Annotated in this window: 18 protein-coding genes and 1 pseudogene; 12 read left to right on the top strand and 7 right to left on the bottom strand. The window is 56.6% G+C overall.

Annotated features, from left to right (window positions below):
- The first annotated feature begins 36 nt into the window (after positions 1-36).
- From Q0816_RS00815 to Q0816_RS00800, 4 genes are read left to right on the top strand one after another with little or no spacing between them, the layout of a single operon-like run.
- Positions 37-888, top strand: a complete 852-nt coding sequence (locus Q0816_RS00815; RefSeq protein WP_298846406.1) for a branched-chain amino acid ABC transporter permease — start codon at positions 37-39, stop codon at positions 886-888.
- A 1-nt stretch (position 889) separates the two neighbouring features.
- Positions 890-1,837, top strand: a complete 948-nt coding sequence (locus Q0816_RS00810; RefSeq protein WP_298846405.1) for a branched-chain amino acid ABC transporter permease — start codon at positions 890-892, stop codon at positions 1,835-1,837.
- On the top strand, positions 1,834-2,565 hold the full coding sequence (locus Q0816_RS00805) for an ABC transporter ATP-binding protein (protein WP_298846402.1): 732 nt from the start codon (positions 1,834-1,836) through the stop codon (positions 2,563-2,565). The genes Q0816_RS00810 and Q0816_RS00805 overlap by 4 nt, the downstream gene beginning before the upstream one ends.
- The gene (locus Q0816_RS00800) at positions 2,565-3,272 is read left to right on the top strand and encodes an ABC transporter ATP-binding protein (protein WP_298846399.1); all 708 of its coding nucleotides are present in this window, start codon (positions 2,565-2,567) and stop codon (positions 3,270-3,272) included. Before Q0816_RS00805 ends, Q0816_RS00800 begins: the two co-directional genes overlap by 1 nt.
- Before the next feature lie 65 nt (positions 3,273-3,337).
- Here the strand turns inward: Q0816_RS00800 and Q0816_RS00795 are convergent, their stop codons facing one another.
- From Q0816_RS00795 to Q0816_RS00785, 3 genes and pseudogenes are all read right to left on the bottom strand, one after another.
- Positions 3,338-4,705 (bottom strand): Ldh family oxidoreductase, encoded by a 1,368-nt coding sequence (locus tag Q0816_RS00795; RefSeq protein WP_298846396.1) that lies wholly within the window; start codon positions 4,703-4,705, stop codon positions 3,338-3,340.
- Positions 4,706-4,714: 9 nt separating this feature from the next.
- Positions 4,715-6,448: pseudogene (locus Q0816_RS00790) on the bottom strand (FAD-dependent oxidoreductase).
- A complete protein-coding gene (locus Q0816_RS00785; RefSeq protein WP_298846393.1) occupies positions 6,445-6,801 on the bottom strand; it encodes an FAD-dependent oxidoreductase in 357 nt (118 codons plus the stop codon). Before Q0816_RS00785 ends, Q0816_RS00790 begins: the two are co-directional and overlap by 4 nt.
- A 319-nt stretch (positions 6,802-7,120) precedes the next feature.
- Here Q0816_RS00785 and xylB point away from each other — a divergent pair, with 319 nt between their 5' ends.
- Genes xylB through Q0816_RS00770 form a run of 3 tightly spaced genes read left to right on the top strand, consistent with a single transcriptional unit; the run spans position 7,121 to position 10,820 of the window.
- A complete protein-coding gene (gene xylB / locus Q0816_RS00780) occupies positions 7,121-8,578 on the top strand; it encodes a xylulokinase (protein WP_298846390.1) in 1,458 nt (485 codons plus the stop codon).
- Complete coding sequence (locus Q0816_RS00775) at positions 8,575-9,525, top strand: aldose epimerase family protein (protein ID WP_367180445.1); 951 nt, start codon at positions 8,575-8,577, stop codon at positions 9,523-9,525. Before xylB ends, Q0816_RS00775 begins: the two co-directional genes overlap by 4 nt.
- Entirely contained in the window at positions 9,522-10,820 is a 1,299-nt protein-coding gene (locus tag Q0816_RS00770; RefSeq protein WP_298846384.1) for a cytochrome c peroxidase, read from the top strand. The genes Q0816_RS00775 and Q0816_RS00770 overlap by 4 nt, the downstream gene beginning before the upstream one ends.
- On the opposite strand, the gene Q0816_RS00765 is transcribed toward Q0816_RS00770, so the two are convergent.
- Both Q0816_RS00765 and Q0816_RS00760 read right to left on the bottom strand, forming a co-directional pair.
- On the bottom strand, positions 10,821-12,332 hold the full coding sequence (locus tag Q0816_RS00765) for a CRTAC1 family protein (protein WP_298846381.1): 1,512 nt from the start codon (positions 12,330-12,332) through the stop codon (positions 10,821-10,823).
- Positions 12,322-13,539, bottom strand: coding sequence for an ROK family transcriptional regulator (locus Q0816_RS00760; RefSeq protein ID WP_298846376.1), 1,218 nt, complete (start codon positions 13,537-13,539; stop codon positions 12,322-12,324). The genes Q0816_RS00765 and Q0816_RS00760 overlap by 11 nt, the downstream gene beginning before the upstream one ends.
- Before the next feature lie 153 nt (positions 13,540-13,692).
- On the opposite strand from Q0816_RS00760, the gene xylF reads away from it, so the two are divergent.
- The 5 genes from xylF to Q0816_RS00735 all read left to right on the top strand — a co-directional run bounded on the left by xylF (position 13,693) and on the right by Q0816_RS00735 (position 19,754).
- Complete coding sequence (gene xylF / locus Q0816_RS00755) at positions 13,693-14,712, top strand: D-xylose ABC transporter substrate-binding protein (protein ID WP_298846374.1); 1,020 nt, start codon at positions 13,693-13,695, stop codon at positions 14,710-14,712.
- Between the two features lie 75 nt (positions 14,713-14,787).
- On the top strand, positions 14,788-16,086 hold the full coding sequence (locus Q0816_RS00750) for a sugar ABC transporter permease (RefSeq protein WP_298846372.1): 1,299 nt from the start codon (positions 14,788-14,790) through the stop codon (positions 16,084-16,086).
- Positions 16,086-16,883: an ATP-binding cassette domain-containing protein gene (locus Q0816_RS00745; protein ID WP_298847242.1), complete on the top strand. Its 798-nt coding sequence runs from the start codon at positions 16,086-16,088 to the stop codon at positions 16,881-16,883. The genes Q0816_RS00750 and Q0816_RS00745 overlap by 1 nt, the downstream gene beginning before the upstream one ends.
- Positions 16,884-16,893: 10 nt before the next feature.
- Complete coding sequence (xylA, locus tag Q0816_RS00740; protein ID WP_298846369.1) at positions 16,894-18,201, top strand: xylose isomerase; 1,308 nt, start codon at positions 16,894-16,896, stop codon at positions 18,199-18,201.
- Positions 18,202-18,290: 89 nt separating this feature from the next.
- Positions 18,291-19,754 carry an MATE family efflux transporter gene (locus tag Q0816_RS00735; RefSeq protein ID WP_298846368.1) on the top strand — a complete coding sequence of 488 codons (1,464 nt, stop codon included), beginning with the start codon at positions 18,291-18,293 and terminating at the stop codon, positions 19,752-19,754.
- A gap of 10 nt (positions 19,755-19,764) precedes the next feature.
- Here Q0816_RS00735 and Q0816_RS00730 read toward each other — a convergent pair whose 3' ends face one another.
- A complete protein-coding gene (locus Q0816_RS00730; RefSeq protein WP_298846367.1) occupies positions 19,765-20,862 on the bottom strand; it encodes a M56 family metallopeptidase in 1,098 nt (365 codons plus the stop codon).
- A complete protein-coding gene (locus Q0816_RS00725; protein WP_209595788.1) occupies positions 20,849-21,244 on the bottom strand; it encodes a BlaI/MecI/CopY family transcriptional regulator in 396 nt (131 codons plus the stop codon). Before Q0816_RS00725 ends, Q0816_RS00730 begins: the two co-directional genes overlap by 14 nt.
- Between the last annotated feature and the right edge of the window lie 16 nt (positions 21,245-21,260).

Genomic DNA, 21,260 nt, shown 5'->3' with positions numbered 1-21,260 from the left:
GCGCGAGGGCGCGCGCCCGCAGCCAGGGATCCTTATATGTTGCAAATACTGATCCAGGGGCTTTTGCTCAGTGGTCTCTACGCGCTTATCGCAATGGGCTTCACGCTGATCTTCAGCATCGGGCGTGTCCTGAATCTGGCCTACGGTGCCTATCTGATGGTCGGCGGGTACATGTATTTCTGGGTGTCCCAGACGCTGGGAATGCCCAAGCTGATGGGTGTTGCCGTGGCCGCACTACTGGGCGTTCTGATGGGCGTTCTGAAATACCGCCTGATCGTTAAGACGCTCAAAGGGGATCACGTAGCAGTCGAAATTTCGACGTTGATCCTTGCGGTGGTTATACAGGCGGGGATCGTTTTGGTTTTTGGGGACAGCAGCAAGATCCTGCTGCCGATTGTACCGGGCGTGATCAACGTAGCGGGGGCATCCGTCACCTATAACATTCTGATCGCAACGCTGATCAGTTGGGCCATTCTGTTGGGGCTGTATGCCTTTGTGCGTCTGACGCATACTGGGCGGGCGATGCAGGCGGTGTCGATGGATGCCAAAGGGGCGGCGATTTCGGGGATCGACCCGGACCGGATAAACCTGATCACATGGGGTATCTCGGGCGCATTGGGTGCGCTGGGCGGTGTTTTTTTTGCCAGCTACACGCAGTTATCGCCATCCATGTGGGTCGCGCCTTTGATTATCTCGGTGGCTGTCGTCATTGTGGGAGGCATCGGATCGATCATCGGTACACTGGTGGTCGCCCATATCGTCGGATTTCTCGAAGTCATCGTGGTGGCAACTCTGGCGCCGGAACTGCGCGGCGTCTTTACCATGCTGCTGATCATCGGAGTGCTGGTGACCCGGCCGCAGGGCCTGTTTGGCCGCGAGGAGTTATAATATGGGCCTGCGCTGGTTTCACTATGTTCTCTGGGGCGGCCTGATCTCCGGTATGTTTCTGCTGCCTCAGGTCGTATCAAACGGCACGCTGCGCACGATGATCTTTGCCAATTACCTGGCCATCTTCGCCATTAGCTGGGACGTGCTGTCGGGCCGGACGGGGTACGTGAGTTTCGGTCATCCCTTCCTGATCGGTATCGGGGCCTATACAACCGCGATCCTGACCAAACGGTTCGACGTGCCGGTCGAAATCTCGATCCCTGTGGCTGTAGTGGTCACCATGATCGCCGGTCTTCTGGTGTTGTTGCCAGCCCTGCGCATTCGCGGCAGTTATTTTGCGTTGGTCACGCTGGCGTTCATGGAGCTGCTCTATCAGCTGGTGCAGGTGATCCGCCCGGATCTCACCGGCGGTACACGTGGTATGTCAGGGATACAAACTCTCACACGTGGCGCGGCCAACGGATATTATTTGTCCACGGCCCTGATGCTAAGCGTTGCAGTCAGCATGTGGCTGCTGATGAAAACCCGGATTGGAACCGCCTTGGCCGCCATTGGAATGAATGAGGAAAGCGTTCGTGGTTCAGGTCTCAGTACTACGCGGCTCAAGGCGTTTGCGTTCCTGACCAGCGCTCTTATCGCTGGGCTGGGTGGGGCGTTTTATGTCCATTATCTGGGCTCACTTGCGCCCCGCGCACTGTTCGATATCAATTTCCTGTTCACCATTATCGTTGCGGCTCTGCTGGGTGGAACGTCGACCATTATCGGTCCGATGATCGGCGCCTTCTTTATGACGTTCCTTCTGGAATACCTGCGCCCGGTACTGCCTGGGGCCGAGAGGTATTTCGTCTACGGTGCCATCGCGCTGCTTCTCTATATGTATCAGCCAAAGGGACTGGTTGAACTTGCGCAACGCGGTTTTCAGCGGCTGCGGAAGGGGGGGTTGGCATGACCGCAGCGCTGCAAGTTTCTGGTCTGGTCAAGCGATTTGGTGGTTTGGTGGCGACGAATGATTTGTCTTTTTCCTTGCAAGAAGGAGAGTCGCTGGGCCTGATCGGACCGAATGGCGCGGGCAAGACAACGGTCTTCAGTCAGATCATGGGTGAACTGCGGCAGAACAGCGGTACAATCGAGTTGTTCGGGCAAGAGATCTCAGGCCTCTCGACACCTCAGCGCATTCGGGCCGGGGTCAGCAGAACCTATCAGATCCCGCGTCCGTTCGGCGACATGAGTGTTGCCGAAAACATCCGGGTGGGCCTTATGCCGGATGATATCTGGCGTATGATCGTTTCGCGCCCGGATACAGACCGGGAAAAAGAGCTTGCGCTGAGCGTCGGGTTTTCAGAAACGGATCTGGGTCGCTCACCTGCTGAACTGGCCATGGGCGATTTGCGTAAATTAGAGATGGCGCGCACAATGGCCACGGCTCCGCGTGTCATGTTGCTGGATGAGGTGTTTGCAGGTTTGACTGTTGGCGAAATCGCGCAGATTTCAGACCTCATTCAATCCATGCGCAAGGACGGGATGACCTTTCTGATTGTCAGTCATGATTTACCAGCGCTGGAACCGCTGATTGACCGCGCCATTGCCATCGAGCGGGGCACCATGATTGCCGAAGGCTCGTTCAGTGACGTGATGAATGACACGGCCGTTCAGGCCTCGTATCTTGGGGGTGTCTGATGTCCTATCTGGAAATCGAGAACCTGTCCGCGTTTTATGGCAAAGCACAGGCCTTGACCGACATTTCGATCACGGTACAGCCCGGCGAGATTGTCGCTGTGGTGGGTCCGAACGGCGCAGGCAAATCCACCCTGCTGGACAGCATCATGGGCCTTGTGAAAACCGAGGGCGATATCCGATTGCGAGGGCACAGCCTTGCCGGTCGAACGCCTTCGGAGATCGTGCGCCATGGGGTTGGCTATGCGCCCGAGCGGTTCAACCTGTTTCCCTATATGTCGGTGCGCGACAACCTGATGGTGGGCGCGTTCACCGCTCGTGACGACATCGAAAACAACCTTGAGATGGTGCACAAGCTGTTCCCGCGTCTGGAAGAACGGGAAGGGCAAGAGACGTCGACCCAATCCGGCGGGGAGAGACAAATGGTGTCCTTTGGGCGGGCCCTGATGACCAGTCCAGAATTGCTGCTTGTTGATGAGCCGACAATCGGCCTTGCCCCGAAAATCTGCCATGAGATTGCCGAAGTCGTCCGTCAGCTGAACAAGGAATACGGCCTGACCGTTGTGATTACCGAACAGAACGCCAATTTCGCGCTGTCGCTTGCCAGCCGCATCTATGTTTTGGAATCCGGGCGCATGCAGACGTCGGGCACTGCCGACGAGTTGCGGAATGACACGCGCCTGTTGGAAGCCTATTTCGGCGGTCATTAAGGCAGAGCGACGGACAATCAGGACTGGTGCCGCAGAATAAGTTCAACGGCCAGTTTTCCTCGAATTCAGGTGAGAGCGGCGAGTACCTCGTTACTCACCTCAATGCCGTCGGCTTCGGCTGCTGCGCGTTTTGCCAGCCGGCCGTCCCCCGGAACACGGGCCTCGCCATTGTCGGAAATCTCGGCGCAGATGCGCGCGATGTATTCGTTGAAGGCCGTGTTGCCGAACCGGGTCGGATCAATTGCAATCAGTGTCGCGCCGCCTTTGATGTTCAGCGCACCGAATGACTCGCGTTCTTCATTGTTCACGGAAAGGGTTCCGCCCGCCAGCGCGGCCCCCAACACCTCAACCATGAAGGCTATTGCGGCCCCTTTATGCTCTCCGAATGGCAATAAGCTGCGAGTTTCAAGGATGGCATTTGGGTCTGTGCTGGGCGCGCCTTGAGGGTCAAGGCCAGCAGGGCGGGGCAGGTCGTGCCCTTCGGCCGCGGCCATACGGATATCCATGAGGGCCACCATCGAAGAGGCCTGATCCCAGACCACGGGTGCGTCGCCTTCACGTGGGCAGGCAAAGGACATCGGGTTGGTGCCAAATACCGGGCGAACCCCTCCTTGCGGCACTACCATCGACAATGAGTTGATCACGGCGAAAGCAACCAGACCGGCTTCGGCCAGCGGTTCGGTGTCAAAACGCAACGCACCCAAATGGTGACAGTTTGCGCAAGTGAAAGCGGCAATGCCGTTTTCCTGTGCCAGCGCGATCAACGCCTCGCGGGCTTCTGCTGCTGCGACCTGATAATACCCGTTATCAGCATCACAACGTAGAACGCCCGGAGCAGATTTTTCTATCTTGGGCTTGGCGTGACCGTTCGCATAGCCCGAAGAAAAGCTTTGGACATAGACCGGCAACATGCGCAGTCCATGGCTGCGTGGGCCGTCCCGTTCAGACCGGGTGACAATATCCGCGAGAACATCGCTTCCGCGTGAGTCCACCCCGGCAGACACAAGAACAGATTTGGCCAGCTCCCGAACCTCGGCAAGAGAAAGCGTTTTGGTCGATTGTTCGGTCATCTGTTCAAATCCAATCTTTGTCTCTTCGCGGTCAGGCGCGCGCACGTGTGCTTGCGGATCAACGGCACATGTATCGATGACCTCGGCGTCGCGCATTTCATTGTGGACCATCACCTGCATCTTCGTGCCGGGTTCAGTCGTGTCTTGTGGTACCAGTGCCATCGCAATGTCGTGGTTGCAATAATAAGAGAACCCGCCCGACGTAACGCGGCCAATCAATTTGCCATGTGCGTAAACACCTTCGTCAAACATTACCGAGGTTTCGCCAAAGGGCAGATTCAACGTGACCAACCGCTGGTGCGTGCCTTCCCCTTTCTGCTTCAGAAGTGCCGTTTTACCGATGAAGTCGCGCCCCTCGGTCACCACAAACCGTTAGAGGCTGGCCTCACACGGTGTCATGTCCTTGCAAATCTCGTGATTGATTGCGCGACAGGATTTCTCAAGGCGCATGGAGTCCAGTGCCTCAAGCCCGAACGGTTTCACTCCGGCCTTCAACATCAGATCGACAAGATGGCGGTTGTACCCGACCGTATGGTGCAGTTCTCATCCCAGCTCACCCGTGTAGGACACGCGAAGCAGATGAACACCCTTGGCATAGCCCACTTCCCCCATTTGCGCAGAAAGCCAGGGGAAGGTTCCATTCGACAGGTCATTGTCAGTCAACGGTTGCAGCATCTCGCGCGCCTTGCGCCCCGCCAGCGCAATCACGCCCAGCTGTTCCGATTTATCGTCGAGGAGGACCGAGTTATCTTTGGGCAGCAGGCGTTGCAATTGATCCCAATTATAGGCGCGCCAGTTCGGGGTCGAGATCAGATAGAAATCATTCTCGGCATAGCGGACAATCGTGTATTCCGCATCCATGCCTCCGTTGGCATTCAACAATAGCGACAGGGTTATTCTGCCGACTTTGGGCAGTCTGTTCGCAATCAATCCATCCAGCCATTCAGCGGCACCCGGTCCACGCACGGTGAATTTAGTCATTGGCGACATCTCGATGAACCCGACCTTTTCACGGGTGGTGCGCACCTCTTCGCGCACCCGTTCCTTGTGGTTGGTGCGACGGAAAGAATGTTCGGGTACAGCTTCCTCGGGTGAATTGGCGAACCAGCGCGGGAACTCATATCCGTTGAAGCTGGCCCAGACGGCACCGTGCGCTGTCAGCAAATCGTAGGACCCCATTGTTTTCATCGGGCGCGCGTCAGGAAAATCTTCACCGGGGATGTGCGCCTTCATGTGAGTACCCCAGGTTTCGCGTACCTTGTCTATGGTCCACCGTTTGGACGCGTAGTCAGAGAACCGACGCGGGTCGAGTTCCGACATATCCATGCCTGGATCGCCATCGACGATCCATCGGGCCAGACGTTCACCGACGGTACCGCCCCACAAAATGCCTCCAGGCATGCCTTCGGCCAGCCACAGGTTGTCATGCCCCGGTGCAGGTCCGGCCAGAGGCAACTCGTCCGGTGTCATCTGGAACGGACCGCGCGTATTGGCTTTGATCCCTACCTCACCAAGTGTCGGCACCCGCTCGATGGCGCGTTCCCACTGCGCCTCTACGGCGTCGAAATCCTCGGGCAGCAGATCTGCGCCAAAATCTGGCGGTACGCGATCTTCGGCGAACAGCTTGAGGTCTTTGGTGAACTCATAGGGGCTGAACTGAATGACGCCCACATCTTCGCGTAGATACGCGCCGTAATCCTCATCCCTCAGGATCGGGAACTCGGGCAAGCCTTGCGCGCGACGTTCCTTGAGCAGCGGAACGGTTTCCGTTGTCCAGTATTGGTGAACGATTGGAATGCAGGGAAGATCCAAACCAACACGGCGCGCGTTCTCGCGGGCATAGTTACCGGTCGCAAAGACCAGATGCTCGCATGTAACCTCGCCTTGAACGGTTGACACTTTCCAATGACCGTTTTCAAGCTTTTCATATGCTTGCGCTTCGATGTTCTGAAAAACCTTGGCACCAGCGTCCCGCGCCAGTTTGGCTATTGCCATGGTGATGTCGGCAGGATTCACATAGCCGTCCTCGGTATGCAGGATGCCACCGTGAATATGCTCTGATTGGTTCAGAAGCGGGTGAACTTCGGCGATTTCCTCTGGCGTCAACAGTTTGCAGGCCCACCAGCAGCCTCGGCAATCGAGATATAGGACTGGAACTCATCCCAACGTTCCTGCGTATTGGCAACGCGCAGCTGGCCCACTTTGCGCAGCCCAACCGACGCGCCCATCCTCTTTTCGACTTCGGAATAGATACGGATGGTTTCCATCGTCATCTTTGACACGTTGTGGGACCGCACAAAGGTTATCAGCAAACCGGCTGCATGCCAGGTGGAACCAGAGGTCAGCGTGGTCCGCTCCAGCATGACTGCATCGGCGCACCCGTGCTGGGTCAATCCATAGAGGATCGAAGCCCCGACGCACCCGCCGCCAACGATAACAACTTTGGCATGTGACTTCATTCGACGAATTCCTTCTTGCGGCTGATTTCATTGCTAGACGGGCCGTCAGTACGAAATCAGCAAATCGAGAACTGCTTGAACTCTTTCCGGGAAATCAGCGTCAGGCAATTGGAAAAATTTTCTGGACCAGCTTAGTTCAGTTAAACCTTGATCGTGTGTTCCTATGTTTCAAAGCGTTCTTTGAAGTTCCTCACAAAATTGGGTGCCATCTCTTGTTTCGTCCTGTTACGTTAGCGCAAACTGTGTTGAGAAGAACTGACATTGGCTCAAAGCGCCTTGTTGCGCCAACGGTCTGTACTGCATACGAGGGGGGAAACACGTGTATCTCGGACTGGATTTGGGGACGTCAGGTCTTCGGGGAATTGTGGTCAGCGAAAAGGGCGACGTCATTGCCGAAGCTGAGGCAGGTGTGGACACATCTACTCCGCATCCCGGCTGGTCAGAGCAAGATCCGTCCGATTGGATAGAGGCCTGTCAAAAAGTCGTTGCCCAATTGCGCGAGTTGAACGGAGCCGCATTCTCGGCGGTGCGCGGAATTGGGCTGAGCGGGCATATGCACGGCGCTACGTTGCTGGATCGGGATGGCAAAGTGCTGCGGCCCTGTATCCTTTGGAACGACATGAGATCCGCAAAGGAAGCTGCGGAACTGGATGGGCTACCTTCAATGCGGTCGATCACCGGGAATATTGTTTTTCCGGGATTCACTGCACCCAAGCTGGAATGGGTGCGCGGGCATGAACCGGACGTGTTTGCAAAGACATGCAAAGTGTTGCTTCCGAAAGACTATCTGCGCTTCTGGCTCACGGGATCATATGTCGGGGACCTGTCCGACAGTGCAGGTACGGCATGGTTGGATGTTGGAAAACGTGAATGGTCGGACACCGCGCTGGACCTGAGCCACATGCGCCGGGACCAGATGCCCGAACTGGTTGAGGGCAGCGCGGCTGGAGGTGAACTGCGACCAAAGATCTTGCAGCAATGGGGCCTGACAGGGCCCATAATAGTTGCGGGAGGGGCAGGGGATAACGCAGCGGCAGCTTGCGGCATCGGAAGCATTAGCGAGGGGAACGGGTTTCTATCATTGGGGACGTCGGGGGTGCTGCTGGTCGCGAAGGAAAGTTATGCGCCCGCGCCGGAAACCGCTGTTCATTGTTTCTGTCACGCGGTGCCGGATCGCTGGATTCAAATGGGTGTGATCCTGTCGGCCACCAACAGCCTCAACTGGCTGTCCCGTAATCTTGGCCAACCAGTCAGCGCACTGGCATCGGCCCTGCCGGATAAGGTGAATGGGCCATCACAGATCACCTTCCTGCCGTACCTGTCCGGGGAACGGACGCCTCATAACGACAGCGCCATACGCGGAGCGTTTCTGGGACTGGATATAGCATCCGAACCCGCGAATTTGACGCAATCCGTGATGGAGGGGGTTTCCTTTGCCATGCGCGATTGTCTTGAAGCGCTCAAGAGCACGGGCACCAAACCCGAAAGTCTGTTGGTTGTCGGTGGCGGCGCGAGGTCGCGCTTTTGGCTGGAAACGCTGGCGACGGTTCTGAACACGCCGCTTGCTCTGCCCAAAGGGAGCGAGTTCGGCGCGGCCATAGGTGCTGCACGTCTTGCCGCCTGCGCGGTACAAGGCGCCAACCCTAAGGATATAATGCTGTCCCCTGAGGTCGCCGAGCGTGTCGAACCACGCGCCGAGTTGTCTAACGCCTATGAGGCCGAATTTCAGCGGTATCGACAGTACTACGACGCTCTGGCCCCCATTGCTGCCCGATGACGGCTGATTACAAATCTATGGTTATCGACCAGGTCTTACTTCAAGACGGCGATATGTCCGTTTCGGTATTGAGCTATGGCGCAATCACGCAGGGTTGGTGGCTTGGCGATACACCTTTGATATTGGGCTATGAAAATCCGCAGGAATATCTGTCGGACCCGTTTTATCTTGGTGCGATTGTGGGGCGCGTGGCCAACCGTATCGGTGGGGCGCAGTTTTCATTGCAGGGGGGCGATCATCATCTGACGGCAAATGAGGGGCCGACCACACTGCACAGCGGTCTGGATGGGCTGTCACACCAACACTGGAGTATCGTGAAATCCGCGCCAAATCAGGCTGTTCTGTCCTTTACCTCACCAGACGGCGAAGGTGGATTTCCCGGAGAGGTCAAGTTTGAGCTGCGTGTCGAACTGGCATATCCGCGCCTGACTTACACGATCACGGCGCGACCGGATCGCCCTACACCGATCAGCATTGCCCAGCACAATTATTACACTCTGGGCTGCCCGCAGGGTATTCTGAGCTGCCGTCTTAAGCTGAAGTCGCACCGGGTGTTGGAGTTGGACGAGCTATCGGTTCCATCCGGAGTGGTGACCGGTGTTGGACGAGGGGTGCCAGATTTCTCGTTGTCACGCACCATGGATGAGGACAGGCATGAACTGGACCATTATTTTGTGTTTGAGGAGGACGTGAACCTAGCCCATCCTGTTGCTGAGGTCGAAACTCCTTTGGGGTTGAGGATGAATGTCTACTCGGACCAACCCGGCGCACAGGTCTATTCTGCGGCTCATCTGTCGGGTCCATTCATGCCGGGTGCGGGGTTTTGCATTGAACCCTCAGGTTATCCGAACGCCGTTAATATCCCTTCGTTCCCGTCCGTAATCCACACGCAGGGCAACCCGTATCAACAAACACTGATATTGGAAATTTCTGAGGATCGATCATGAGGATTCAAGTCGCGACGAGTGCTGTAGGCATCTGCTTGACGCTTTCAGTTGCTCAGGCACAAGACCTTGGTCCGCAACCCGAATTTGTCGAACCGGACCTATCCAGTGTGGAATTGGGACAGCTGCTGTTTTACGATCCGATCCTGTCAGGGAACAAGAACATCAGCTGCGCCACTTGTCATCATCCGAAACTGGGAACGTCAGACGGGCTCTCGCTGGGTGTCGGCGAAGGTGGAGCAGGGCTGGGGGGCAAGCGCAAGCTCGCCCAAGACAACACGCCCGAGCAGCGTATTCCCCGGAACTCTCCCGCGATGTGGAACCTTGGGGCGCTGGAATTTACGACCTTCTTCCATGACGGCCGCCTCGAGGCAGATCCGTCGCAGCCCAATGGCATCAGAACCCCTTTGGGAACGCATATGAGGCCGGGGTTTAAATCGGCTTTGGCGGCACAGGCGATGTTCCCGGTGCTGTCGCCAGACGAAATGGCGGGGCATTATTCCGAAAATGAAGTGAGCAAAGCCGTACGCCTCGGCTTGCTGACACAAGAGGGTGGCGCCTGGGATCTGATCGCAGCGCGCGTGGCCGTGATACCGGAATATGAAAAGCGTTTTGAAGAGATTGCGCCCGGAGAGGACATTACATTTACCGCAATCGCCAATGTCATTGCGGATTTCATTGCGTTCGAGTGGCGAGCTGACAACAGCCTTTTTGATCGTGCGATGCGGGGTGAAGAAAGGATGCCCGAACAAGCGCAACTGGGGATGGAGCTGTTTTACGGAGACGCAGCGTGCAGCACCTGCCATTCCGGGTGGTTCCAGACGGATCACAGCTTCCATTCCATCGCCATGCCTCAGATCGGCCCCGGAAAAGCAGCCCGGTTCGAGAACCATGTTCGGGATGATGGGCGGCTGCGCGTTACGGGTGATGCCAAAGATGCCTTCGCGTTTCGCACGCCGTCGCTGCGCAATGTGACCCTGACAGCGCCATATGGCCACAGCGGAGCCTACACGCGGCTTGAAGATGTCGTGCGCCATCACCTGGACCCTGTTGCCGCTATGCGCAGTTACTCAATCGAAAAGGCAGACTTGCCCGAGTTTTCCGGGGCAGAGGACCAAAAGGCCATGCTGGATCCCCAGCATGTCGAGGCTATCGCAGCGTCAAACGATCTTGCACTGATCAGACTGAACGATGAAGAGGTTGATGCCATCCTGAGTTTCCTGAATACCCTGGAAGACCCGGCAGTGCGGCTGGGTGTGCCTGAAGCGGTTCCCAGCGGACTGCCCGTGGACCGTTGATCACCGGCGGAAACGGATCACCCGGTTGGGGCTAAAGGTCTGCCATGCACCGGTTTCGCCATCTGGCCAGATTACCCTCACTTCTGCGGTTTCGGCATCTCCCAAGCCGAAGTGGTGGAACCCGATAATTCCGCTCGCATGCCCACCGCCGATAGTGATTTCGCGGGTTTGTACGCCTTTGGCCGTTTTGACTTCGATAAAACTGCCAACTGCTGTGTGATTGGGGAGACTCTGACCGAGATCCACCATGATCCAATTGCCAGCTTGTGGTTCGTTCTGAAAAACCTCTAGGTCCGAGCCACGATTGACCACCACCAAATCCAGCCATCCATCCCCGTTGAAATCAGCCAAAGCGCCACCACGGGATTTCTCCATCGAAGCGACACCAGCTTCTGAAGCTGTTTCAGCAAATTGACCGCCCTCGGTCTGCATCAACAGGTTGTTGGGATCGGTTTGTGCCGCATCGGGCATTTGCTCAACATTGCCTTTGGCGACAAATATGTCGTCCAACCCATCGTTATTGACGTCGCCGAACTGGGCGTGCCAGCCGGTTGACGGGCGACCATCCTCACCAACATGCGGTCGGTGCGCTGTTGTGCCCCGTTCATAGGTTGCATCTCGCCATGTCGGCCCGTCCGATGCGGGATCGAATATCTGGAATTTCTGGTCACCCATCGAGGTCAGGTAAACTTCCGGAAATCCGTCGCGGGTCAAATCCCGCGAGGCAATCCCCATGCCCCAGATCGAATAGGGCAGCCATCCGTCTTCTTGCCCGTACAGGCGCGGGGTGTCTTCCATGGCCCACAATTGCTCTTGCCCGCCACGCACATAGTAATGGCGATCATTGCTGACACGCAAATCTGCACGGCCCATGCGCGCCCAGTCGGAAAACAGGATGGACAACGAACAATGACCGGGCTCCAAGTGGATAGGATCGCCATATGTTGTCCCTTCCGGTCGATACAGCAACGTCGGTCCGCAAGCTTCAAAAGGTCCATCCGGATTGCTGCGATCGACATAGGTCCCAAAGGCTAGCGTCGGCAGGGATTGCCCATTTTCCCAAGTCGCGGAAAAGCCAGTGGTCCAATGGTCCTGGGATTGGAATTTCAGCGTTTCGAACGGCTCGAACGCGCAGTCCGGCTTGCCGCGCAGCAAGAGATCTTTGCCCACCCGCAAAACCGCCAGGTCCAGAAATCCATCGCCATCAATGTCCAAGGGGTATGCACCAGTCACACCGGTTAGCGACATCTGGCTTGGCGTGTTTGAATGAAAACTGACCGTCGCTTCGGATGTATTGATAAACAGTTGCGCGGGGTTTGATCCACCCGCAACAAACAGTTCAGGTTGATCGTCGCCATTACAGTCGAAAACGGCGGCACCTCCACCCACGAAATGTTCCCAGCCACCGTCATAGACATGGCTTGGGACATCGACGCTTTGAAAACGTGGGGGCAGAGTGTCTGCTGCAGCGGTCGAAGCTGCGGCAAACAGGATCGCAATCTTAATTTGCATGGGCCGCCAATTCCCTGACTTTAAGGACCGAGACTTGTTCAATCCCATAGGCCGCCGCGCCCTTGGCCCACATTGAATCACCCCAATGGTTCACTTTGATTTCGGGCAACGACGCGTCAACGCTGACAACACCATTTTGGATACGGGCCATCACCGCGTCTGAGTGCAGGTAGTCAAAGCTGCCCCTGGCGCCGGACAGGATAATGCACTCGGGGTCGAAAAGATTGATCAGGTTCGAAATCCCCATACCGAACATCTGGCCAGCGCGGGACAAAACGGAAAGGGACCTGGCGTCTCCGGCCTTTGCCGACGCGTGAATATCGGCAAGAGTGTGGGGATCGGTGGCCTGGCTGGCAATAGTCGCTTCGCGGATCAGAGCGTATTCGCCCACATAGGCCTCAAGGCATCCACGTTGGCCGCACTGACACAAAGCACCATCCAGCTGAACCTTGAGATGCCCGAATTCTGCGCCGCATCCGCGCTCGCCGCGATAAAGCTTGCCATCCAGCACGATGCCCAGACCGATACCGTGTTCGATCGTTACAACTAGAAAGTTCTTCAGCCCCTTGCCCAGCCCGAAAAGCTGTTCTGCCTTTGCCACCAGATTGGCATCGTTTTCGATAAAGGCCGGGCAGGGAAGCACATCGGACAACAGTGGGCTCAGATCCACATTTCGTTCTGTCAGCGAAGATGACCAATGTACAAAATTCTGTTCGGCATCGATAAGACCAGCGATGCCGATACAGACACCTGATACATCTGCAAGGGATCGGTTCGTCGAATCGCAAGCCTGTTCAAGCACTGTGCGGATCTTCTTGGCAAACGCGTCTGGGGCCATGCGGGCCTTATCCAGTGAATGCGTGTACGACGTAATCTCGGTTCCTTCGAAATCCACGAGAATGACTGAAATCTGCTGCCGGGCTACCTTCATACCGGCTATCATATGTGAAGCGCCATGTAGTTTCAGCAGCACACGCGGTCTGCCGCGACGGGCCGACTTCGAAGGTGTTTCGCCGTCTATCTCCTGAATCAGGCCAGCGGAGAGCAGGTCGGCAGTAGCGGATGTGATCGTTGCCGGGCTGGTCTCCAAGGCGCTGGCGATGTCGATTCGCGAAATGGTTCCTGTGGCCCGGATTTGTTCCAATACGCGCAGGCGAGTGATGTTTCTTTGGTCCGTGGCATTTGAAGAAGCTTTGCTTTTCAGCATCTTGCCCTCGCGAATCTGATCCCTGCTTCAACCTAGGCGGTTTTTTCTGTTACCGATAGCATAAATATTTTACCGACTGAAATAAATATGCTACTCAGAATTATCGGGGCCACGAATCATGAATCGATGGCTCAATGAAACCGGGAGGAAATCATGAAACGAATTCTCAGCGCTTCTGCTGTTGCAGTCCTAATGGGGACGGTTGCATTTGCAGAACCAACAGTCGGTGTTAGCTGGTCGAATTTCCAGGAAGAGCGTTGGAAAACTGACGAAGCGGCAATCAAGGCCGCGCTGGAGGCGGGCGGTGCAGAGTACATTTCTTCGGATGCGCAATCATCGTCGTCCAAGCAATTGTCGGATATCGAAAGCCTGATCGCCCAGGGCGTTGATGCGCTTATCATTCTGGCGCAAGATTCTCAGGCCATCGGCCCGGCTGTTCAGGCCGCAGCGGACGAAGGTATTCCGGTCATAGCGTATGACCGTCTGATCGAGGATGACCGTGCCTTCTACCTGACCTTTGATAATGTCGAAGTTGGCCGGATGCAGGCCCGCGCGGTGTTCGACGCCATGCCCAAGGGCAACTATGTAATGATCAAGGGCTCGCCCACCGATCCGAACGCGGATTTTCTGCGCGGTGGTCAGCAAGAGATCATTCAGGCGGCTGTAGACAGCGGCGATGTCGTCATCGTGGGTGAAGCCTATACAGACGGTTGGTTGCCCGCGAACGCGCAGCGCAACATGGAACAGATACTGACCGCCAATGAAAACGCCGTTGACGCGGTTGTGGCCTCGAATGACGGTACCGCAGGTGGTGTTGTTGCTGCGCTGACCGCGCAGGGCATGGAAGGGATTCCGGTCTCGGGCCAGGATGGCGACCATGCCGCACTGAACCGGGTAGCCAAAGGCACGCAAACCGTTTCTGTGTGGAAAGACGCACGTGAGCTGGGCAAAGCTGCCGGTGAAATCGCGGTCGCGCTGAGCAGCGGTACCGCTGCTGCCGATGTCGAGGGCGCGATCAGCTGGACCTCGCCTGGTGGAACAGAGATGAATTCGGTCTTCCTGGCACCGGTACCGATCACCAAGGACAACCTGTCTGTTGTGGTTGATGCTGGCTGGATCCCACTGGCAGATCTGTGTCAGGGCGTCGAAAACGGCCCTGCACCCTGTAACTAACCGACACTCCGAACCATCACGTCTCTGGCCCGGAAGGCCGGGCCAGAGACCATAGCTGAACATGAAAGATCGGATATGACCGAAACTTCGTCTCAGCCGGTACCCAAAAAAACAAAGGCCAACCTGTTCCAGCAACTGGAACTGGATATGCGGCTATTGGGCATGATCGGCGCCTTCATCATCCTGTGTATTGGCTTCAACATCTTTACGGATGGCCGTTTTCTGACGCCCAGAAATCTGTTCAACCTGTCGATACAAACCGTCTCTGTCGCCATTATGGCCTGTGGCATGGTGTTCATCATTGTAATGCGCCACATCGACCTGTCGGTCGGAGCTTTGCTGGCGACAACATCAGCCGTCATGGCGATGACACAGACCGAGCTGTTGCCGAACGTGCTGGGAATGGGTTTGAACAACCCGGCGACCTGGGCAATCACATTGGTTGTCGGTTTGGTCGTTGGGACGTTGATCGGTGCGTTCCACGGTTGGATGGTGGGTTACCTCACCATACCGGCCTTCATCGTGACGCTGGGCGGATTTTTGGTCTGGCGTAACGTTGCCTGGTACATGACGGATGGCCAGACAATTGGCCCCCTGGACAGCACGTTCCTGATGTTTGGCGGCACAAACGGCACGTTGGGCACAATGGCCAGCCTTCTGTTTGGCCTTGCTGCAACTGCGGTTGCAATCTGGGCATTGTGGAGCGGTCGCCGTTCCAAAGCGGCCCATGGGTTTCCTGTGAAACCTTTTTGGGCCGAGACAACGCTGGCCGCGATCATTGGCATTGCCATCATGGGCTATGTCTTCATCGTCAACAGCTATGCGATCCCGACCCGCCGTCTTGAACGGATGTTCGAAGCACGTGGTGAGACCATGCCCGAGGGGCTGGTTGTCGGTTATGGTATCCCGATCTCGGTCCTGATCCTGATCCTTGTTGCGGTAACGCTGACTGTCGTGGCCCGCAAGACCCGATTTGGCCGCTATATCTTTGCAACCGGTGGCAACCCGGACGCGGCTGAATTGTCAGGCATCAACACCCGCATGATGACCGTCAAAATTTTTGCCCTGATGGGGTTCTTGTGCGCACTGTCAGCCGTTGTGGCCTCGGCCCGTCTGGCCAACCATTCGAATGATATTGGCACGCTGGATGAACTGCGCGTGATTGCTGCTGCTGTAATCGGCGGGACAGCGCTGTCCGGCGGCATCGGCACAATCTACGGCGCGATCCTTGGCGCGCTGATCATGCAGGCGTTGCAATCGGGCATGGCCATGGTCGGCGTGGATGCGCCGTTCCAGAATATCGTCGTCGGCACCGTTCTGGTTTTGGCTGTCTATATCGACATCGTCTATCGCAAACGTCTGGGGGCGAAATGATGCAAGCACAAGAAACACAAAACCAAGCGTCCGGCCGCGGGTCGGGCCAGCCGCCCTTGGTGGAAATGCGGGATATCTCGATTTCCTTCGGGGGTATCAAGGCGGTGGACCACGTGTCGGTTGATCTGTACCCGGGCGAGGTCGTGGGCCTTCTGGGCCACAACGGGGCCGGAAAATCCACCCTGATCAAGGTGCTTTCGGGCGCCTATCAAATGGACCATGGAGAGATCCTGATCGAGGGCAACAAGGTTGAGATCCACAATCCCCGCGATGCGCGCGCCAACAATATCGAGACAATCTATCAGACACTGGCGTTGGCGGACAATCTGGATGCAAGCTCGAACCTGTTTCTGGGCCGGGAAATGGTCACACCTTTCGGTCTGGTCAACGATGCCGCGATGGAGGCTGAGTGCCGCAAGATTATGGCACAGCTGAATCCGAACTTTCAGAAGTTCAACGATCCGGTTTCAGCCCTTTCAGGTGGTCAGCGGCAATCGGTGGCCATCGCACGTGCAGTATATTTCAATGCACGTATCCTGATCATGGACGAACCGACCGCCGCGCTTGGCCCGCACGAAACACAGATGGTGGCGGACCTGATTCAAAAGCTCAAGGCGCAAGGGATCGGGATTTTTCTGATCGACCACGACGTGCATGCTGTGATGGAACTGTGCGATCGGGCTTCGGTCATGAAGAACGGGCAGCTGGTCGGAACGGTTGATATCGCCGATGTCACCGATGATGACCTGTTGTCGATGATCATTCTGGGTAAGAAACCCGGCGAAAAAGCAGAATAAGGTGAATGAGATGACGAGCGGATTCTTTCAGGGAATTGAGAAAGTCCAATTCGGTGGCGAAGACAGCACGAACCCGCTCGCGTTTCGCCATTACGACCCTGATGAAATGGTCTTGGGCAAGCGTATGGAGGATCACCTGCGTTTTGCCGCAGCATGGTGGCATTCTTTTGCCTGGGAAGGTGGAGATCCGTTTGGAGGCCCCACATTTGAACGCCCCTGGCACCCGCAGGATGATATGGGCCGCGCCAAGATGAAGGCCGATATCGCGTTTGAAATGTTTCAAATTCTCGGCCAGCCTTACTTCTGCTGGCATGATGCCGATATCCGCCCTGAACAGGGTAACTTCGCGGACAATCTGCGCACGTTGAACGAGATCACCGACTATATCGGTGAAAAGATGCAGGCCGCTGGCACCAAGCTGTTGTGGGGCACGGCCAACATGTTCAGCCATCGCCGCTGGATGGGCGGTGCCAGCACCAACCCTGACCCGGATGTCTTTGCCTTTGCCGCCGCCACTGTGAAGTCTTGCATGGACGCCACCCACAAGCTTGGCGGTGAAAACTATGTACTTTGGGGCGGGCGCGAAGGATATGAGACGCTGCTCAATACCGATATGGGGACCGAGCTGGATCATATGGGCCGGTTCCTGAATATGGTGGTCGAGTACAAGCACAAGATCGGATTCAAAGGCGCGATCCTTGTCGAACCCAAACCTCAGGAGCCGTCAAAGCACCAGTATGATTTCGATGCCGCCACCTGCATCGGTTTCTTGCGTAAATATGGGCTGGAGGATGAGGTTAAGCTGAACCTCGAACAGGGGCACGCGATTCTGGCAGGGCATAGTTTCGAACACGAGATTGCAGTGGCCACGTCTGAAGGGATGCTCGGATCGATCGACATGAACCGCAACGACTATCAATCGGGATGGGATACGGACCAGTTTCCGAACAACACGCCCGAAGTCGCGCTGGCCTATTACCACATTCTGAAAGCGGGCGGGTTTACGACGGGTGGCACCAATTTCGACGCAAAACTTCGCAGGCAGTCAATCTACGCCGAGGACCTGATCGCCGCGCATTTAGGTGGGATGGATATCTGCGCTCGGGGCCTGAAAGCCGCCGCGGCGATGCTCGAGGATGGCGGTTTGGAAAAGGCTCTGGCTGACAGGTACGCGGGCTGGAATGCGCCCGAGGCACAGGCGATGCTGACGTCAGGTCTTGATGAGATTGCGGCACAAGTGCTGGCGGAGGACCTCAATCCACAGCCACGTTCGGGGCGTCAGGAAATCCTGGAGAACTACGTGAACCGCTTTGTCTGATCCCTGTTGGTTCCGTCAGCTTTGAAAAATACGGTGTACAAAGCCTTGGAAACGCGTGAGTTTGCTTAAGCGCTGGTCGGGGCTTGCCCTTGCCGAACACAAAGGCATCAGAGGCCCGTCCGGGTCGAACAGGTGGGGCGACCAGAGTTTTGGCGGATCAATCGGCAAGCAAAGCGGTGTTTCTGAGCGGCAGTCTGATGCTGCACGTGACGCGCATGTCGCTGACCACCAGCATCGGCCTGATGGCTATCTTTGCCGTCGACTTTGTCGATATGATCTTCATCTCGATGCTGGGTAACGACGCGCTGGCAGCAGCAGTAGGCTATGCCGGGACGTTGCTGTTTTTCACCAACGCGATCAATATCGGATTGTCGATTGCCGCCGGAGCGCTGGTTGCGCGCGAACTCGGGGCCGGACGGGCAGAACAAGCAAGGCATTATGCGTCCAGTGTGGCCGTTTTGGGAATGATCGTCGGGCTGATTACTTCGATATTGGTGTTGTTGAATCTCAGCTATCTGTTGTCAGTACTCGGCGCGGAAGGTGAGGTTTTGCGGCTGGCTACGCGTTATGTGTCGATCATCCTTCCAACGATGTGCGTGATGTCGATTGCGATGGTGGCGATGGCAGTTCTGCGCGGCCATGGGGATGCGCGACGGTCGATGATGGCCACGATTTACGGCGGCTTGGTAAATGCTGTTCTGGACCCGATTTTGATCTTTGCCGTCGGGTTGGGGCTGGATGGGGCCGCGATTGCCTCGGTTATGGCCCGGCTGTGCATGTTGGCGGCGGCGCTGTGGCCTGCGTTGCGGGTGCATAAAGGGTTTGCGCGCCCCTCTCTGAAGCAGGTAGCCCGGGATATGGGGCCCGTGCGGGCAATCGCAATTCCTGCCGTCCTGACGAACGTGGCCACTCCGATCGGCAATGCCATTGTGGTGCGGGAAATCGCGCAATATGGAACCGACGCGGTTGCAGGCATGGCCGTGATCGGGCGACTTTTGCCGGTGGCGTTTTCGGTCATATTCGCGTTGTCAGGCGCAATAGGACCAATCATCGGTCAGAATTATGGGGCCGAGAAATTCGACCGTGTGCGTGCAGCATTTCTGGCCGGGATCAAGTTTACGGCTATCTATGTCCTTTGCATGTCGGCCATTCTGTTTTTGCTGCGCGCGCCGATTGCGGATTTGTTTGCAGCACAAGGCGAAACACGGATTCTGATTTATTTGTTCTGCGGCCCGCTGGCTTTGGCTTCGTTCTTCAATGGCGTGATCTTCGTGACAAATGCCAGCTTCAACAATCTGGGCCATCCGGTTTACTCCACATGGATAAACTGGGGTCGCCACACCATTGGGACCTGGGTTTTCGCGACGATTGGTTCACAGGTCGCCGGAGCATCTGGCGTTCTGTTGGGCCAGGCCTTCGGTGGTGTCATCTTTGCTGTAATCGGATGGGTTCTGGTTGCGCGAGTTGTGGCGCGGTTAGAGCGCGCACGAGCGCTTGAGCCATTTGCCGATGAGGGCAGGCTTCATTCACTGTTCGGCCGTCGCGGTTGGTGATCGGGCAGGGTCAATTCCCTTGATTGCGCGCCTCTAGACGTTCCAGATTGACCACGGTCGACAGCATCAGGCGATCATGGCTCCAATCCTGTGTCTGTTGAATCGAAGCAGACCCCAGCGCCAGAAGGGTGGCAAAGGTCAGGGCCATCCCAAGGAACAGCGAGGGCAGGGTGGGCACCGTCGGCTGACCATCGGTCAGAGCGAGCACTCGCTGGCGCAGCACGCGCTTGGCCTTGCCGCCTGTCACAAACGCAACATTCAGAACGCGTGGATTGTTGGCCGAGATCGTACGAGCGCAATAATCCAACAAGCACGCCGTGTATTCACGCGCATCAATCCGTTTGCGGGCAACGACAGACTGATCGCAGGCCAGTTCACGCAACCGGCCAAACTGATACTTGAGCATCAGATAGGCAGGGTTCCAGAACAACAGTGGACGCAGCAGTTCAAAGCCCAGCTCCCACTCCACGTCGTCCGCCCGAACATGCTGAAACTCGTGCGCCAATGCAAAACGCAGCTCACGCGGAGTATCAAGCAGATGGCTTGGAAGAACGACATGGCGACGGCGCAGCCCGCGCACCGCAAACGGTATTGTTATGCGGTCGGAAAGGCGGATATCCACTTTAGCCGATTGACGCCACAGAAAGCTGGATTTGACTGTCTGACGGATCATCACTGCATCCCGTAAGGCACGAGTGGCGAACACTATTGCGACTAAAGCAAGCAGCGCCGCAAATGCGGTAATCACCGGCTGCTGTCCAGACAATGCAAGATCGACCCATCTTGCTCGGGTATTCAACAGGGCCTCGAATTGTGTGGCGGGCATAGCGATGTCGCCGCGCAGATAGGCGGCAACAGCGATGTCACCAAGCGCCACTGCGCTTCCTGGCCATGCATACGCGGCCAGAGACGTTACGCCGAATGCAAGAAATGGGCTTATGAGAACACAAATGCTTAGCGCCTTGAGTGCCCGCAACTGCGCGACATAGCTGTGGCGCAGGCTCGTGTGGGTCAGTGCGGCCCGCGCCGCCAGCCAGATGACGGCCGATAAGGCCAGCACGATGTTCAGTTCAATGAATGCGTCGAGAACCGGTCTAACCGCTGTCATTTTGCAGTCTCCTCTCTACCAGTGCTCGAATTTCCTCTAGGTCGGTTTCGCTCAGCCCCGCATCATCGACAAGTCGCGCCACCAGTGTGGCGGGAGTGTCGTCGAATAGAGTGCGGGACAGGTTTTGCAGCGAACGGGCCTGATACCTGTCCTTTTCCAGAAGCGGCGTATAGATCAGGGTTTTTCCTGACTTGTGACTTTCCACAAAGCCTTTTTCATCCAGAATACGCAGGATCGTGGCACCGGATGTGTAGGCCAGATTGCGTTCTGAAGGCAGCCTGTCCAGGACGTCGCGCACCGAGCCTTGCCCAAGGGCCCAGAGCTCGTTCATGAACTCCAGTTCAACCTCGGTCAGCAGATTTGTCGTCTTTTTCTTTCGCATCGATCTCGGTGTCGCC

The sequence above is a fragment of the uncultured Ruegeria sp. genome (assembly GCF_947497005.1).
Lineage (GTDB): Bacteria > Pseudomonadota > Alphaproteobacteria > Rhodobacterales > Rhodobacteraceae > Ruegeria.
The sequence above is the reverse complement of the archived record's forward strand: the minus strand, read 5'-3'. Positions and strand labels throughout refer to the sequence as shown.

Coding starts and splice junctions, on each gene's coding strand:
- Q0816_RS00770 (WP_298846384.1), top strand. CDS start 9,522: ATGAGGATTCAAGTCGCGACGAGTGCTGTAGGCATCTGCTTGACGCTT.
- Q0816_RS00760 (WP_298846376.1), bottom strand. CDS start 13,539: ATGCTGAAAAGCAAAGCTTCTTCAAATGCCACGGACCAAAGAAACATC.
- xylA (WP_298846369.1), top strand. CDS start 16,894: ATGACGAGCGGATTCTTTCAGGGAATTGAGAAAGTCCAATTCGGTGGC.
- Q0816_RS00750 (WP_298846372.1), top strand. CDS start 14,788: ATGACCGAAACTTCGTCTCAGCCGGTACCCAAAAAAACAAAGGCCAAC.
- Q0816_RS00815 (WP_298846406.1), top strand. CDS start 37: ATGTTGCAAATACTGATCCAGGGGCTTTTGCTCAGTGGTCTCTACGCG.
- Q0816_RS00725 (WP_209595788.1), bottom strand. CDS start 21,244: ATGCGAAAGAAAAAGACGACAAATCTGCTGACCGAGGTTGAACTGGAG.
- Q0816_RS00775 (WP_367180445.1), top strand. CDS start 8,575: ATGACGGCTGATTACAAATCTATGGTTATCGACCAGGTCTTACTTCAA.
- xylF (WP_298846374.1), top strand. CDS start 13,693: ATGAAACGAATTCTCAGCGCTTCTGCTGTTGCAGTCCTAATGGGGACG.
- Q0816_RS00785 (WP_298846393.1), bottom strand. CDS start 6,801: ATGAAGTCACATGCCAAAGTTGTTATCGTTGGCGGCGGGTGCGTCGGG.
- Q0816_RS00730 (WP_298846367.1), bottom strand. CDS start 20,862: ATGACAGCGGTTAGACCGGTTCTCGACGCATTCATTGAACTGAACATC.
- Q0816_RS00805 (WP_298846402.1), top strand. CDS start 1,834: ATGACCGCAGCGCTGCAAGTTTCTGGTCTGGTCAAGCGATTTGGTGGT.
- Q0816_RS00810 (WP_298846405.1), top strand. CDS start 890: ATGGGCCTGCGCTGGTTTCACTATGTTCTCTGGGGCGGCCTGATCTCC.
- Q0816_RS00765 (WP_298846381.1), bottom strand. CDS start 12,332: ATGCAAATTAAGATTGCGATCCTGTTTGCCGCAGCTTCGACCGCTGCA.
- Q0816_RS00745 (WP_298847242.1), top strand. CDS start 16,086: ATGCAAGCACAAGAAACACAAAACCAAGCGTCCGGCCGCGGGTCGGGC.
- Q0816_RS00800 (WP_298846399.1), top strand. CDS start 2,565: ATGTCCTATCTGGAAATCGAGAACCTGTCCGCGTTTTATGGCAAAGCA.